The 12198-nt window shown below is 60.0% G+C and carries 11 protein-coding genes and 4 tRNA genes; all 15 read right to left on the reverse strand.

The window, feature by feature from the left end; genetic code table 11:
- Positions 1–60: 60 nt before the first annotated feature.
- The 15 genes from rpoB to birA all read right to left on the reverse strand — a co-directional run bounded on the left by rpoB (position 61) and on the right by birA (position 11959).
- Positions 61–4134 (reverse strand): DNA-directed RNA polymerase subunit beta, encoded by a 4074-nt coding sequence (rpoB, locus tag DNK34_RS04115; RefSeq protein WP_131175052.1) that lies wholly within the window; start codon positions 4132–4134, stop codon positions 61–63.
- Positions 4135–4350: 216 nt separating this feature from the next.
- Complete coding sequence (gene rplL, locus DNK34_RS04120) at positions 4351–4719, reverse strand: 50S ribosomal protein L7/L12 (protein WP_131175053.1); 369 nt, start codon at positions 4717–4719, stop codon at positions 4351–4353.
- Positions 4720–4797: 78 nt separating this feature from the next.
- Positions 4798–5298, reverse strand: a complete 501-nt coding sequence (rplJ, locus tag DNK34_RS04125) for a 50S ribosomal protein L10 (protein ID WP_131175054.1) — start codon at positions 5296–5298, stop codon at positions 4798–4800.
- 210 nt (positions 5299–5508) lie between these two features.
- The gene (gene rplA / locus DNK34_RS04130; protein WP_131175055.1) at positions 5509–6204 is read right to left on the reverse strand and encodes a 50S ribosomal protein L1; all 696 of its coding nucleotides are present in this window, start codon (positions 6202–6204) and stop codon (positions 5509–5511) included.
- Entirely contained in the window at positions 6204–6635 is a 432-nt protein-coding gene (rplK, locus tag DNK34_RS04135; RefSeq protein WP_025167734.1) for a 50S ribosomal protein L11, read from the reverse strand. The genes rplA and rplK overlap by 1 nt, the downstream gene beginning before the upstream one ends.
- Positions 6636–6751: 116 nt before the next feature.
- Positions 6752–7285, reverse strand: a complete 534-nt coding sequence (nusG, locus tag DNK34_RS04140; protein WP_131175056.1) for a transcription termination/antitermination protein NusG — start codon at positions 7283–7285, stop codon at positions 6752–6754.
- Between the two features lie 12 nt (positions 7286–7297).
- Positions 7298–7666: a preprotein translocase subunit SecE gene (secE, locus tag DNK34_RS04145; RefSeq protein WP_131175057.1), complete on the reverse strand. Its 369-nt coding sequence runs from the start codon at positions 7664–7666 to the stop codon at positions 7298–7300.
- A 42-nt stretch (positions 7667–7708) separates the two neighbouring features.
- A tRNA-Trp gene (locus tag DNK34_RS04150) sits at positions 7709–7784 on the reverse strand.
- 53 nt (positions 7785–7837) lie between these two features.
- Positions 7838–9031 (reverse strand): elongation factor Tu, encoded by a 1194-nt coding sequence (gene tuf / locus DNK34_RS04155; RefSeq protein ID WP_131175048.1) that lies wholly within the window; start codon positions 9029–9031, stop codon positions 7838–7840.
- An 84-nt stretch (positions 9032–9115) separates the two neighbouring features.
- Positions 9116–9191, reverse strand: a tRNA-Thr gene (locus tag DNK34_RS04160).
- 26 nt (positions 9192–9217) lie between these two features.
- A tRNA-Gly gene (locus DNK34_RS04165) sits at positions 9218–9291 on the reverse strand.
- A 24-nt stretch (positions 9292–9315) separates the two neighbouring features.
- Positions 9316–9400: transfer RNA gene (locus DNK34_RS04170), tRNA-Tyr, on the reverse strand.
- Between the two features lie 144 nt (positions 9401–9544).
- On the reverse strand, positions 9545–10219 hold the full coding sequence (locus DNK34_RS04175) for an SPOR domain-containing protein (protein WP_131175058.1): 675 nt from the start codon (positions 10217–10219) through the stop codon (positions 9545–9547).
- A 26-nt stretch (positions 10220–10245) separates the two neighbouring features.
- Complete coding sequence (locus DNK34_RS04180; RefSeq protein WP_131175059.1) at positions 10246–11013, reverse strand: pantothenate kinase; 768 nt, start codon at positions 11011–11013, stop codon at positions 10246–10248.
- Positions 11003–11959 carry a bifunctional biotin--[acetyl-CoA-carboxylase] ligase/biotin operon repressor BirA gene (gene birA / locus DNK34_RS04185; protein ID WP_131175067.1) on the reverse strand — a complete coding sequence of 319 codons (957 nt, stop codon included), beginning with the start codon at positions 11957–11959 and terminating at the stop codon, positions 11003–11005. Before birA ends, DNK34_RS04180 begins: the two co-directional genes overlap by 11 nt.
- Between the last annotated feature and the right edge of the window lie 239 nt (positions 11960–12198).

Here is a 12198-nt window from a genome sequence, read left to right on the forward strand (position 1 = left end):
CTTTCCTCCTGGCGGAGCAGGCAGCGGGCTGGGTTAGCCCCGCTGCCGATTCACGTCGTGTTATTCGGTTTCCAGATCGATGTCGATACCGAGCGAACGGATCTCTTTGATCAACACGTTGAAGGACTCGGGCATGCCCGGCTCCATGCGGTGATCACCGTCCACGATGTTCTTGTACATCTTGGTACGGCCGTTCACGTCATCCGACTTGACGGTCAACATTTCCTGCAGGGTATAGGCGGCACCATAGGCTTCCAGAGCCCAGACCTCCATCTCCCCGAAGCGCTGACCACCGAACTGCGCCTTACCACCCAGCGGCTGCTGGGTAACCAGGCTGTAGGAACCCGTGGAACGCGCGTGCATCTTGTCGTCCACCAGGTGGTTCAGTTTCAGCATGTACATGTAGCCAACGGTGGTCGGACGCTCGAACTGGTTGCCGGTACGGCCGTCGATCAGACGCATCTGGCCGCTTTCCGGCAGATCCGCCAGTTTCAGCATGGCCTTGATTTCGCTTTCCTTGGCACCGTCGAACACCGGCGTGGCCATCGGCACACCGCCGCGCAGGTTTTTCGCCAGGTTGAGGATTTCCTGATCGCTCAGTTCATCCAGGCTTTCCTGACGGCCGCCGATCTCGTTGTAGATCTGCTGCATGAAGGTGCGCAGCTCGGCGACCTTGCGCTGCTCTTCGAGCATGCGGTTGATCTTCTCGCCCAGGCCCTTGGCCGCGAGGCCCAGGTGGGTTTCGAGGATCTGCCCGACGTTCATCCGCGACGGTACGCCCAGCGGGTTGAGGACGATGTCGACCGGCGTCCCGTGGACGTCGTGCGGCATGTCTTCGACCGGCATGATCACCGAGACCACACCCTTGTTACCATGACGACCGGCCATCTTGTCACCCGGCTGGATGCGACGGCGGATGGCCAGGTAGACCTTGACGATCTTCAGTACGCCCGGCGCCAGGTCGTCGCCCTGCTGCAGCTTGCGCTTCTTGTCTTCGAACTTGTCGTCGAGCAGCTGACGGCGGTCGGAGATGTAGGCCTGGGCCTTTTCCAACTGCTCGTTCAGGGCATCGTCAGCCATGCGCAGCTTGAACCACTGGCCGCGCTCGAGGCCGTCGAGGAACTCGTCAGTGATCTCGCTGCCCTTCTTCAGGCCTGCGCCGCCTTCGGCCTTCTTGCCGACCAGCGCCGCACGCAGACGCTCGAAGGTCGCGCCTTCGACGATGCGGAACTCTTCGTTGAGGTCCTTGCGGATCTCGTCGAGCTGGCTCTTCTCGATGGACAGGGCACGGGCATCGCGCTCGACACCGTCACGGGTGAAGACCTGGACGTCGATGACGGTCCCCTTGGTGCCGGTCGGCACGCGCAGGGAGGTGTCCTTCACGTCGCTGGCCTTCTCACCGAAGATCGCGCGCAGCAGTTTCTCTTCCGGGGTCAGCTGGGTTTCGCCCTTCGGCGTGACCTTGCCGACCAGGATGTCGCCCGGGCCGACTTCGGCGCCGACGTAGACGATACCGGCTTCGTCCAGCTTGTTCAGTGCCGCCTCACCGACGTTCGGGATGTCCGCAGAGATTTCCTCTGGGCCGAGCTTGGTGTCACGCGCCACACAGGTCAGTTCCTGAATGTGGATCGTGGTGAAACGGTCTTCCTGAACCACACGCTCGGAGAGCAGGATGGAGTCTTCGAAGTTGTAGCCGTTCCACGGCATGAACGCGACGCGCATGTTCTGCCCCAGCGCCAGCTCACCCATGTCGGTGGACGGGCCGTCGGCGAGGATGTCGCTGCGCTCGACCTGGTCACCCTTGCTCACCAGCGGACGCTGGTTGATGCAGGTGTTCTGGTTGGAACGGGTGTACTTGGTCAGGTTGTAGATGTCGACACCGGCCTCACCGGTTTCGACTTCGTCATCGTTGACGCGCACCACGATACGGCTGGCATCGACCGAGTCGATCACCCCGCCACGACGGGCCACGACGCAGACGCCGGAGTCACGGGCGACGTTGCGCTCCATGCCGGTACCGACCAGCGGCTTGTCCGAACGCAGGGTCGGTACGGCCTGACGCTGCATGTTCGAACCCATGAGCGCGCGGTTGGCGTCATCGTGCTCGAGGAACGGGATCAGCGAGGCGGCGACGGAAACCACCTGCTTCGGCGAGACGTCCATCAGGGTGACGTCTTCCGGCGCCTTGACGGTGAACTCGTTGAGGTGACGCACAGCCACCAGCTCGTCGACCAGCTGACCTTTGTCGTTCATGGTCGCCGAAGCCTGGGCGATCACGTGATCGGCCTCTTCGATGGCGGACAGGAACACGATCTCGTCGGTGACCAGGGTGTCCTTCACCACGCGGTACGGGCTTTCCAGGAAGCCGTACTGGTTGGTGCGGGCATAGGCCGCCAGGGAGTTGATCAGACCGATGTTCGGACCTTCAGGGGTCTCGATCGGGCACACGCGGCCGTAGTGGGTCGGGTGCACGTCACGGACTTCGAAGCCGGCACGCTCACGGGTCAGACCGCCCGGGCCGAGTGCGGAGACACGGCGCTTGTGGGTGATCTCGGAGAGCGGGTTGTTCTGGTCCATGAACTGCGAGAGCTGGCTGGAACCGAAGAACTCCTTCACCGCCGCCGCGACCGGCTTGGCGTTGATCAGGTCCTGCGGCATCAGGCCTTCGCTTTCGGCCATCGACAGACGTTCCTTGACCGCGCGCTCTACACGCACCAGGCCAACGCGGAACTGGTTCTCGGCCATCTCGCCGACGCAACGCACGCGACGGTTACCCAGGTGGTCGATGTCATCGACGATGCCCTTGCCGTTACGGATGTCGACCAGGGTCTTGAGCACTTCGACGATGTCTTCACGGCTCAGCACGCCCGAACCTTCGATCTCGGTACGACCGATACGACGGTTGAACTTCATGCGGCCCACGGCGGACAGGTCGTAACGCTCGGCGCTGAAGAACAGGTTGTTGAACAGGGTCTCGGCGGCATCCTTGGTGGGTGGCTCGCCGGGACGCATCATGCGATAGATCTCGACCAGCGCTTCCAACTGATTGGTGGTGCTGTCGATCTTCAGGGTGTCTGAGATGAACGGACCGCAGTCGATGTCGTTGGTGTACAGCGTCTCGATGCGCACGACCTGAGCCTTGGCGATCTTCGCCAGGATCTCGGTGTTCAGCTCGGTGTTGCACTCGGCGATGATCTCGCCGGTAGCCGGGTGCACGATGACCTTGGCGGTGGTACGGCCAATCAGGTAATCGAGCGGCACTTCCAGCTCTTTGATACCAGCCTTGTCCAGCTGGTTGATGTGACGCGCGGTGATACGACGGCCCTGCTCGACGATGACCTTGCCATTGGCATCCTTGATGTCGAGGACGGCAATCTCGCCACGCAGACGCTGCGGCACCAGCTCCAGGCTCAGGGACTCGCCCTTCACATGGAAGACGTTGGTCGCATAGAACGCGTCCAGCACTTCTTCAGTGCTGTAGCCCAGGGCGCGCAGCAGCACCGAGGCCGGCAGTTTGCGGCGACGGTCGATACGCACGAACACGGCGTCCTTCGGATCGAACTCGAAGTCCAGCCAGGAACCGCGGTACGGAATGATCCGCGCGGAATACAGCAGCTTGCCGGAGCTGTGGGTCTTGCCACGGTCGTGGTCGAAGAACACGCCAGGAGAGCGGTGCAGCTGGGACACGATGACACGCTCGGTACCGTTGATAACGAAGGTACCGTTCTCGGTCATCAGGGGGATTTCCCCCATGTAGACTTCCTGCTCCTTGATGTCCTTGATCGCTTTGTTCGACGATTCTTTGTCGAAAATGATCAGGCGCACTTTCACCCGCAGCGGTACGGCGAATGTCACGCCGCGCAGCACGCATTCCTTGACGTCGAACGCCGGTTCGCCCAGGCGATAACCGACATACTCCAGAGCAGCATTGCCGGAATAGCTGATAATCGGGAAAACGGACTTGAAGGCCGCATGCAGACCGATGTCGCGAAACTGATCCTTGGTCGCTCCCGCCTGCAGGAATTCGCGATACGAATCCAGCTGAATGGCCAACAGGTATGGCACATCCATGACATCCGGCAACTTGCTAAAGTCCTTGCGGATACGTTTTTTCTCAGTGTATGAGTAAGCCATCAGCGTTCCCCAGCTTGGTCACCTGCTTATTTGGCGTCTCCGACGGGAGCAGCCAGAAACTCTTGCAAACCCTAGGTTTGCGCCACCATGGTGGTGGGTATTTCACGTTCGCGGCGGCGGTGAATAGCCGAGCTGGAACGGAAAAAGGCCGGTGGCAAAAGCCACCAGCCATCAGCCTTGTGCGAGTCGCTCGGGCTGTAGACGCAAGGTCGTCGCTTACTTGAGCTCGACTTTGGCGCCAGCTTCTTCCAGTGCCTTCTTGGCGGCTTCGGCTTCGTCTTTCGACACGCCTTCCTTGACCACGCCCGGGGCGCCGTCAACCACTGCCTTGGCTTCTTTCAGACCCAGACCGGTCAGTTCGCGAACGGCCTTGATCACGTTTACCTTCTTGTCACCGGCTTCGGCCAGGATGACGTTGAACTCGGTTTGCTCTTCGGCAGCGGCAGCAGCCGGGCCAGCAGCCGCAACGGTAGCAGCAGCGGCGGTGACGCCGAACTTCTCTTCCATCGCCTTGATCAGCTCAACGACTTCCAGAACGGTTTTCTGGCCGATTGCTTCGATGATGTCTTCGTTAGACAGAGCCATGACTCTAATTCCTGTATTTAGTGGACAGCCTTCGCGGCCATCAAATTAAACAAATGCTTTGAAAGACACTGCGCAGCATCAGGCTGCAGCAGCTTCCTTCTGGTCGCGAACGGCCGCCAGAGTACGAGCCAGCTTGCTGGTGGCGCCTTGGATCACGCTCATCAGCTGGGAAATGGCTTCGTCATAGGTCGGCAGAGTTGCCAGTACGTCGATCTGATTGGCTGCGAGGAACTGACCCTCGAACGCAGCTGCCTTGATCTCGAACTTGTCCTGACCCTTGGCGAAATCCTTGAAGATACGGGCAGCAGCACCCGGATGTTCGTTGGAGAAAGCGATCAGGGTCGGGCCTTTGAACACGTCGCTGAGCACATCGTACTGAGTGCCTTCAACGGCGCGCTTGAGCAGGGTGTTACGCACGACTTTCACGTACACACCAGCTTCGCGGGCCTCTTTACGGAGTCCGGTCATAGCACCTACGGTCACGCCACGGGCATCGGCCACGACAGCGGACAGGGCAGCTTTGGCAGCCTCGTTGACTTCAGCGACGATGGCCTTCTTGTCTTCGAGTTTAATTGCCACGGGTTTACTCCTGGATGTTACCGTTTCGCCCGACCGAAATCGGACGGCGTTTTGGTGTCTGATTCGGTAAGAATCGGGAGCACCATCTGCGTAGGATCGAAGATCGCTCTTCGGGTTTAAGGCCTGCGCCCCCTACGGTCTTGGATAGCCCCCGCCAGGCAGGGACCCCAATTTTTTCGACGAGCGCAATCACTTGCGCTCGCCCTGTCATTACGCGTCGAGCGAACCCTGGTCGATCAACAGGCCTGGGCCCATGGTGGTGCTCAGGGTCACACGCTTGACGTAGATACCTTTGGAAGTCGAAGGCTTCAGGCGCTTCAGATCGGCGATCAGCGCCTCCACGTTCTGCTTCAGCTTGTCGGCTTCGAAACCGACCTTGCCAACGGAGGTGTGGATGATGCCGTTCTTGTCGGTACGGAAACGCACCTGACCAGCCTTGGCATTCTTGACCGCGGTGGCCACGTCCGGCGTCACGGTACCGACCTTGGGGTTCGGCATCAGGCCGCGCGGGCCGAGTACCTGACCCAGTTGACCGACAACGCGCATGGCATCCGGGGAGGCGATGACGACGTCATAGTTCAGGTCGCCGCCTTTCATTTCGGCAGCCAGGTCATCCATGCCTACGCGGTCGGCGCCGGCAGCCAGAGCGGCTTCAGCGCCTGGGCCCTGGGTGAACACGGCGACGCGCACGGTCTTGCCGGTGCCGTTCGGCAGCACGGTAGCGCCACGCACGACCTGATCCGATTTACGCGGGTCGACGCCCAGGTTCACGGAAATGTCTACCGACTCGGCGAACTTGACCGCAGAGATTTCAGCCAGCAGGGTGGCGGCATCGTTGAAACTGTAGGCTTTGCCCGGCTCGATCTTGGCCGCGATTGCCTTTTGACGCTTGGTCAGCTTAGCCATTACACGCCCTCCACGTTGAGGCCCATGCTACGCGCGGAACCGGCGATGGTACGCACGGCCGCATCCATATCAGCTGCAGTCAGATCGGCCTGCTTGGTCTTGGCGATCTCTTCGAGCTGGGCACGGGTCACGGTGCCGACCTTGACGGTGTTCGGACGCGCGGAACCACTGGTCAGGCCAGCTGCTTTTTTCAGCAGCACGGAAGCCGGGGTGCTCTTGGTTTCAAAGGTGAAGCTGCGGTCGCTGTATACGGTGATGATCACAGGCGTCGGCAGACCAGGTTCCATGCCCTGAGTCTTGGCGTTGAACGCCTTGCAGAATTCCATGATGTTCACGCCGTGCTGACCCAGAGCCGGGCCGACGGGTGGCGACGGGTTGGCCTGCGCAGCCTTTACTTGCAGCTTGATATAAGCCGTGATTTTCTTAGCCATTAGCTACTCCAGTATCGGGTTCCAGCGCCTTGCGGCTCCCCGGTTATTACCTGTTTATCCCAGTGACGACAAAACCCCGCAGCCTATGGCTGCGGGGTAAGGGATGCTTATGTCAGTTATGCCTTCTCGACCTGACTGAACTCCAGCTCGACCGGGGTGGAGCGACCAAAGATGGTCACAGCAACCTGGATGCGGCTCTTCTCGTAATTCACTTCTTCGACCACGCCACTGAAATCGGCGAACGGGCCATCGATGACACGGACCATCTCGCCCGGCTCGAACAGCGTCTTCGGCTTGGGTTTGTCGCCGCTATCGGCAACGCGACGCAGGATGGCATCGGCTTCTTTATCGGTGATGGGCGCCGGCTTGTCGGCGGTACCGCCGATGAAACCCATGACGCGCGGGGTGTCCTTGACCAAGTGCCAAGTCCCCTCGTTCATCTCCATCTGCACCAGAACGTAGCCAGGGAAGAATTTACGTTCGCTCTTGCGCTTCTGGCCATTACGCATCTCGACCACTTCTTCAGTGGGAACCAGAATCTCGCCAAAGCCGTCTTCCATGCCGGCGAGCTTGACACGCTCGATCAACGAGCGCATCACATGCTTCTCGTAACCCGAGTAAGCATGCACGACGTACCAACGCTTAGCCACGGGACACCTTTCTCAACTTACAATAAACGACACGAGCCAGCCGAGGAGCGAATCAAGACCCCACAACAACAACGCCATCACCAGAACAACAGCCACGACAATCAGCGTGGTCTGCGTGGTTTCCTGACGGGTCGGCCAGACAACTTTACGAATCTCGACGCGCGCTTCCTTCGCCAGACCAAAGAAGGCCTGCCCCTTCGTCGTCTGCAGGGCAATGCCCGCGGCCACGACCGCAAGCACCAGCAATGCAACGACACGGTACAGAATCGGCTCGTTAGAGAAGTACTGATTACCAACCACGCCGGCCACTACAAGCAGGGCCACAACCAGCCACTTGAGCAGATCGAAGCGAGTTTCTTTGGCTTCAGCCTTAGCATTCATTACGAGAATCCTGTGAGAAGACACGCCAAATTCGTTAGAAAATGGCAGGTCAGGAGGGAATCGAACCCCCAACCTGCGGTTTTGGAGACCGCCGCTCTGCCAATTGAGCTACTGACCTAGAACAAAATCAGGCCGACCATTATGCCGGCCTGACGGGGACAGATCAACCGATTACTCGGCGATCTTGGCTACAACACCGGCGCCTACGGTACGGCCGCCTTCGCGAATCGCGAAACGCAGGCCATCTTCCATGGCGATCGGCTTGATCAGGGTAACAACCATTTTCACGTTGTCGCCCGGCATGACCATCTCAACGCCTTCCGGCAGTTCGCACGAACCGGTCACGTCAGTGGTACGGAAGTAGAACTGCGGACGGTAGCCCTTGAAGAACGGAGTGTGACGACCACCCTCTTCCTTCGACAGCACGTACACTTCTGCTTCGAACTTGGTGTGCGGCTTGATGGTGCCCGGCTTGGCCAGGACCTGACCACGCTCGACGTCGTCACGCTTGGTGCCGCGCAGCAGCACGCCACAGTTCTCGCCGGCACGACCTTCGTCGAGCAGCTTGCGGAACATCTCGACACCGGTGCAGGTGGTCTTGGTGGTTTCACGCAGACCCACGATCTCGATCTCTTCCTGGATCTTGACGATACCGCGCTCGACACGACCAGTCACGACAGTACCGCGGCCGGAGATCGAGAACACGTCTTCGATCGGCATCAGGAACGGACGGTCGATGGCACGAACCGGCTCAGGGATGTAGCTATCCAGGGTCTCGACGAGCTTCTTGACGGCAGTGGTGCCCATCTCGTTGTCGTCCTGGCCGTTCAGTGCCATCAGCGCGGAACCGATGATGATCGGCGTGTCGTCGCCCGGGAAGTCGTAAGTGCTCAGCAGATCGCGCACTTCCATTTCCACCAGCTCCAGCAGCTCGGCGTCATCGACCATGTCAGCCTTGTTCAGGAACACGACGATGTACGGAACACCTACCTGACGCGACAGCAGGATGTGCTCGCGAGTCTGCGGCATCGGGCCGTCGGCGGCCGAGCAGACCAGGATCGCGCCGTCCATCTGGGCTGCACCGGTGATCATGTTCTTCACGTAGTCGGCGTGACCCGGGCAGTCAACGTGCGCGTAGTGACGTACGGACGAATCGTACTCCACGTGGGCGGTGTTGATGGTGATACCACGAGCCTTCTCTTCCGGGGCGCTGTCGATCTTGTCGAAATCAACCTTGGCGGAACCGAAAACCTCGGAGCAAACGCGGGTCAGCGCTGCGGTCAGAGTGGTTTTACCGTGGTCAACGTGACCGATGGTGCCGACGTTGACGTGCGGCTTATTACGTTCAAACTTTTCTTTAGCCATTTTGACCGTCTCCGAGCGAAGAATTCAGCTAGCGATATCGCCATTAAAACAAAGGCAGATACTCACATATCTGCCTTTATTAAATGGAGCTCATGAGCGGATTTGAACCGCTGACCTCACCCTTACCAAGGGTGTGCTCTACCAACTGAGCTACATGAGCGCAACACATTGCATGTCCCACAAAGCTGGAGCGGGTAGCGGGAATCGAACCCGCATCATCAGCTTGGAAGGCTGAGGTTCTACCACTGAACTATACCCGCGGAGCCTGGAGCTCACGCTAAATCTGGTGGAGGGAGAAGGATTCGAACCTTCGAAGTCGATGACGTCAGATTTACAGTCTGATCCCTTTGGCCGCTCGGGAATCCCTCCATAAGGAGGCGGCATTCTCAATATCTGCCACCCTACTGTCAAGCATTTTCTCATTAAAAAACCTGAGCTTAGCTACGCTGACAGCAACTTCGCAGATTCACCCTGAGGCGCCCACCCTGCGAAGCGGGCGCCATTCTATGCAATCTATCGCGGGCTTGCAATGCTTTCGCACGGCATTAATTGATGTTGTAAGCCATTGAAGTCCAAAGCTAAACGCTGCAGCAGCGAATCGTCGGCCAAGCGCCGGCTCTCGGGGGCTATACGCACCCAGTAACTGCGGTTCGCCCTGGGTAATTCTCTCAGCAACGGCTCGTAGCCCGCGTTGCGCAAGCGCGACATGACACTGTCAGCCGAGTCGTGCCGCGGGAAAATCCCCAGGGAAATGCCATTGGCCAGATCCCCCTGGGTGATGATGTAGCTGTCGATCTTGCGTGCCTGCAGCTCCCTGAGCTGACGCAGCGAGGCCTGGCGCGAAGCCAGTGGCGGCAGATACACCCAGTAATCGACGGAGCCCGCCGCCTCGACCACCTGGACACGGGAACGAATGTCCAGACTGAGCAGACGCTGCTCGATGATGCCGGCCTCCGACTCGTTCTCGAAACTCCCGAGGAACAGGCAGACCGCCTCGACCGACGGCTCATCCGTTACCGGGCTGCGCCGCTGCTGGGGCTCCGATTCGCTGAGCAGTTGAATGTCACGCCGGCTGTCCTGATAGAGGGACAATGGCGCCACCTCCTTGGCATGCATCGGGGCCTGCTGCTGATGCCAGACGTAATAGAAGACGTTCAACACCACCAGCAACATGAAAATCCAGCGCATAGCTCACTCCCTAAGGCCTGTTGCCTTCAGCACGACCGCGCCGAAGGCAACGGACAAGCGATGGCCAGACCGACGAAGACCAGGTCGGGCATCACCCGGGCAGCGGGCACCCACTCGGCCACCAACGCCGCATCCCCCCCGGTCAGAAAGACCTCGACCTCCTCGCCGCATTGCTCACGGGCAAGCTCGAGCTGCGTCGACACGAAGCCGCGCAACATCAGCAGACAGCCCCGCTCCACCGCCTCGGCCGTGGAGCGTCCCGGCGCCAGGCTGTGCTGGGCGCGCTCGGCCATGACATCGTCATAGCGGATACGCCGCGTATGGGTGCGCAGCTGATTGCGCATCAACGGCATGCCCGGACAAATGAAACCGCCCAGGTGGCGCCCCGCGCGCTCGACGAAATCGGAGGTGATCGCCGTGCCCAGATCCAGGATCAGACAGGCCCTGCCAACCAGACTATAAGCCCCCACCACTGCCAGCCAGCGATCGAGCCCCAGACGCTGGTACTCATCATAACCATTGCTCACCCCCGCCAACTGCGGCGAAGGCGCGGCGATCAGGCAGTCGATGGCGAACCCATCACGCAATGCAGCCACCAGAAGTGCGGTCTCTTCATCAGTGCGCACACTGACCAGCCGGCAGAACGACAAGCCCTGAGCGAACCGCTCACGCAATGCCTGGAGCAATTCCCGGTCATCGCCGGCGATGCCGCCCGCCAGGATCTGCGAGACATCACGGTCATGCACTACCCGCCACTTTATAAAGCTGTTCCCGCAATCAAGCTCAAGAATCATCACGCAACCTCAAACTGAGCTCACCACCACTGAAAGCACGCTCACAGCCCGCCACATCGAGACGCAAGGCCCCACCGTCATCCACACCCAAAACCCTGCCGTCCACCGACTGCGTACCTGCGGCGAGTGACACCCTGCGGCCCTGCCACAAATGATTGTCCTCCCACTGCGCACGAAGTCCGGCGAAACCCTGCAACTGGTGCAAGCCCAGGTAGTGCTCGATCCATGCGCTGAGATCGCAGACGAAGCGATTACGATCGATCTGCCGGCCCAGCACCTGCCTGATCGACGTCCAGGGCTGATCGATACCTGCGCCTGAAGCAGCCTGCATGTTGATATTGACGCCAATACCGATCACCACATGGCAGACATCGGCGGGATCACCGGAGAGCTCGAGCAGGATTCCAGCGATCTTGCGACCATCGACCAACAGATCATTCGGCCATTTGAGCCCCGCCTCGGAGACGCCCGCCTCATGGAGCGCCCGCAACAAGGCCAGGCCGATCACCAGACTCAAGCCCTCGAGCTGACGCATTCCACCTTCTATACGCAGCACCAGGCTGTAATAGAGATTCTCGCCAAAAGGACTGACCCAGCTACGGCCACGACGACCACGCCCAGCCACCTGTTGCTCGGCAAGAACGATAAAGGGTGGCGGCTGATTGGCGGCGACAAGGCGCATGGCCTCGGCATTGGTGGAGTCCACGCGCTCCAGCAGCACGATCGGCCAGACACACTCGGCGGCCAAAGCGGCATGATCCAACAGGGACAGCGGCGTTTCCAGGCGATAGCCCCGGCCGCGCACCTTGTGAATACTCAGGCCGAATTCCGCCTCGAGCCCCTGCAGCTGCTTCCAGATCGCCGCGCGGCTGACGCCCAGGGCAGAGCCCAGCGCTTCACCCGAGTGAAACTGCCCATCCTGTAGAAGCCGTAATAAAGGCTGCATGCCGAACCTACCGCTCAATAAGGAGCGCATGATAACGATGCCTCCAGCCCCTGCCTACCAAGCGCGGCTCCGCGCGACCAGTAACCACTGCGAGACACTCTCCATCGCTTGAATTTCCCCGCCCCCAAAAGACGAAACCCCAGACCTCTGTCGAGATCTGGGGTTTCTGGTAGAAGCTTGACGATGACCTACTCTCACATGGGGAAACCCCACACTACCATCGGCGATGCGTCGTTTCA

This window comes from Phytopseudomonas dryadis, from assembly GCF_004327355.1.
Taxonomy (GTDB): domain Bacteria; phylum Pseudomonadota; class Gammaproteobacteria; order Pseudomonadales; family Pseudomonadaceae; genus Aquipseudomonas; species Aquipseudomonas dryadis.

What these genes read in the sequence shown, in the direction of transcription:
- rpoB (WP_131175052.1), bottom strand. Translation starts at nt 4,134, where the DNA reads ATGGCTTACTCATACACTGAGAAAAAACGTATCCGCAAGGACTTTAGC.
- rplL (WP_131175053.1), bottom strand. Translation starts at nt 4,719, where the DNA reads ATGGCTCTGTCTAACGAAGACATCATCGAAGCAATCGGCCAGAAAACC.
- rplA (WP_131175055.1), bottom strand. Translation starts at nt 6,204, where the DNA reads ATGGCTAAGCTGACCAAGCGTCAAAAGGCAATCGCGGCCAAGATCGAG.
- rplK (WP_025167734.1), bottom strand. Translation starts at nt 6,635, where the DNA reads ATGGCTAAGAAAATCACGGCTTATATCAAGCTGCAAGTAAAGGCTGCG.
- secE (WP_131175057.1), bottom strand. Translation starts at nt 7,666, where the DNA reads ATGAATGCTAAGGCTGAAGCCAAAGAAACTCGCTTCGATCTGCTCAAG.
- tuf (WP_131175048.1), bottom strand. Translation starts at nt 9,031, where the DNA reads ATGGCTAAAGAAAAGTTTGAACGTAATAAGCCGCACGTCAACGTCGGC.
- DNK34_RS04175 (WP_131175058.1), bottom strand. Translation starts at nt 10,219, where the DNA reads ATGCGCTGGATTTTCATGTTGCTGGTGGTGTTGAACGTCTTCTATTAC.
- DNK34_RS04180 (WP_131175059.1), bottom strand. Translation starts at nt 11,013, where the DNA reads ATGATTCTTGAGCTTGATTGCGGGAACAGCTTTATAAAGTGGCGGGTA.
- birA (WP_131175067.1), bottom strand. Translation starts at nt 11,959, where the DNA reads ATGCAGCCTTTATTACGGCTTCTACAGGATGGGCAGTTTCACTCGGGT.